The organism is Pseudomonas sp. Ma2-10 (assembly GCF_054330215.1).
Genome location: NZ_JBTEYL010000057.1, coordinates 1 through 2,459 on the forward strand (window position 1 = coordinate 1; position 2,459 = coordinate 2,459).

The 2,459-nt window shown below is 50.3% G+C and carries 2 protein-coding genes; one reads left to right on the plus strand and one right to left on the minus strand.

Going from position 1 to position 2,459, the window contains the following annotated elements:
• Window positions 1–573: 573 nt before the first annotated feature.
• A complete protein-coding gene (locus ACXPVS_RS27165; protein ID WP_057024534.1) occupies window positions 574–801 on the minus strand; it encodes a helix-turn-helix transcriptional regulator in 228 nt (75 codons plus the stop codon).
• A gap of 414 nt (window positions 802–1,215) precedes the next feature.
• Here ACXPVS_RS27165 and ACXPVS_RS27170 point away from each other — a divergent pair, with 414 nt between their 5' ends.
• A complete protein-coding gene (locus ACXPVS_RS27170) occupies window positions 1,216–2,073 on the plus strand; it encodes a hypothetical protein (RefSeq protein ID WP_458512634.1) in 858 nt (285 codons plus the stop codon).
• The last annotated feature ends 386 nt before the right edge of the window (window positions 2,074–2,459 follow it).

Genomic DNA, 2,459 nt, shown 5'->3' on the forward strand with positions numbered 1-2,459 from the left:
GACCCTCTTAAAAGGCTAGAAGTGGTGTCCACTTAAATAGGTGGACACCATCGCCTTTGGCGGTGGGGTCAGGAAGGTGTGTTTGCTGGCCGGTTACGTTATGACTCTCAGTTAGTGAGTTACATAACCAGTGCCAACTGTGTAATTTTTAACCGCTACCTTTTCCGGGCCGATAGACTTCTAGCGAGTAGATAGTTTTGATACCACCGGTATGCGAGCCAAAGGGGTAATAGCCCATCAGGTGATGATGTATCCAGCCTACTAACCTTACAGGTGGTAAGTAGTAGTAAAAGCATATTACCCATACCGAAAACACCTTCCTCGATGTGCCTGGGAAAATGACCCCGACTAACCAGCCACACCGTCATTTTCACCCTATGCCTCACTCCGGAAATAAATCATCGTCCGGCAGTTCCAACAGCTCCGGCACTGGCCCTCTGACCTCCAGCAACCCGAGCGATGGGGAGCAACATAACCCGGACTTACTGGAGGGAGTGCCAAGTGGTCGGCAAGGCTCAACCGGCATAAAGGCCATGACGGGCTTTCGCCCGGTCATGGCCTAAAAGTTAGCTACTAGCTGACCACGCCCAGGCGGCCAAGTCGGACTGGAGAGTCTTCAGCCGAATCGCGCTCCTCAATCCTTGCCAGGATCCAGTCGTGTACCTCGCTGTCTACCCAGCCGACGCAGCGATCCCCCAACGAAACCGGCTTCGGGAAGGTGCCCTCCCCGATGTACTTGTAGATGGTCGACCGTGCCAAGCCGGTCGAATCGATTACTTCTTTCAGGCGAATGATCCTCATGAGCGGGCTCCTCTGTTAGCTCAGAGGATCTGCAGTGGCAGTAAAAAAATACTGCTCAGGAACAATCCAAAATCGTAATCACGGCAATCACTCTGTAAGTGCCTGGACTTTCCGCATCAGCGTCGGTGCGAGCACTTATGCAGCAGTGAGCAGACCCGACATGGGAATAACTTCAAAGGAGCGTAACCATCCCTAGTCAATCCTGACCTCAACGAATTGCTTATGTCACGTCACTGGCATCGCAGGTTGCAGGTTTACCGACTTACCAAAAATCTCGCTTGTAGCACCCTTGAAAGCTGTAGGGTCCATACAAATCGGGCCACAATAGAAATTTATCCTTATCTATCACGCACCTATCTTACATCTAGAAATCGTCTTAATATGCTCTACAAAACATCTATAAGCGATCTACCCATGACCTTTGTTCTGAGCGAAGACACTCAAAAAGATGACGATGACAATCTTTCTGCCTTGCTGACTGGATGGTCACTAAATAACCGAGAGGTGGCCTGGCTGTGGCTATCTCTAGTCGGACGGGAAGGAGAGCGCCTCGATGACTGCCAATTCAATAGCCCTACGATGCGCGACAAAATCTCGCAGACACTCAAAGACAGCCGAAGTCTAAAACGCGAAATTGAACACGCTCGAGAAACGCAACTCCTCCCGCTGGAAGCTTTTGGCTGGATAGAAAAGAACGGGCGGCAGCCGAAATGGTTGGCAGCAGAAGCCATGAGGAAGACCAACCTAAGGCTGCGCAACAGCATTTTCCGAACACTACCCAACAAGGATCAGGTGATAGTACTTTTCGACCTTTGGAATACGGAATTCAGCAGGAAAGAGAGGGCGTTACGCTACCTTTCGGAAGACTGGAATGAGCACCTGCGAACCGACAAAATCTTCAAGTGGTTCAAAGACCAAGATGAGCGAGAAAAATGCTCACTGGCGTGGAGTTGGCTAGAGCAGAACCAGCCGACGCTAATCCGACTAGAGAAGCCTTTCACCCGACATGGCGAGCTACTGGAGTTTTTCGACCACAGTAGCGCCTCATCCGGCGAAAAAGAGCTCTACGTGGAGAAGATCAAGAGACGCTGGAGCACGCAAAAGACGCGGGTGAACGCTACCCACAAGAAGCAGTACAACTTTGTGCTTAACAACAACATCAACGCCGCCCTCGATAAGCTTGCCGAAGAGCATCAGTTGTCTAGGACGAAAATTCTTGAGGAGCTCATACTGAGTGAGACAGCGCACAGGCTTTACCTCGTGACACGATAAGTTTTCTCAACCCAAAGCGTCCCGAATTCAAATTCATCGATGGGTATTCCAAAAGGTATTCCAAGAAAATACCTAACCGATACTTATCTATTAAAATCAACAACTTAATAGACCCGTTCAGATTACCCCGGCCCACCAAATACGAAGCAAAACAAAACCCGCCAAGTGCGGGTTTTGTTGCATCTGGGGGTTGGTCATTTTTGCAGGCGGCATCATCACTCCGCGTAAGAGCAAGCTTGCCCGCGATGAGGCTCGCACGACCATCACAAATCACCCTGCGGCCCAGCGTAAGCGCGCCATAAACCCCACCTATTCAAAAAAAGATGAACCGTTCAGGATGTGTCATTCCGTTATTTCTTGTGCTTGATATCCACCACCGTCCCCGC

Coding starts and splice junctions, on each gene's coding strand:
- ACXPVS_RS27165 (WP_057024534.1), bottom strand. CDS start 801: ATGAGGATCATTCGCCTGAAAGAAGTAATCGATTCGACCGGCTTGGCA.
- ACXPVS_RS27170 (WP_458512634.1), top strand. CDS start 1,216: ATGACCTTTGTTCTGAGCGAAGACACTCAAAAAGATGACGATGACAAT.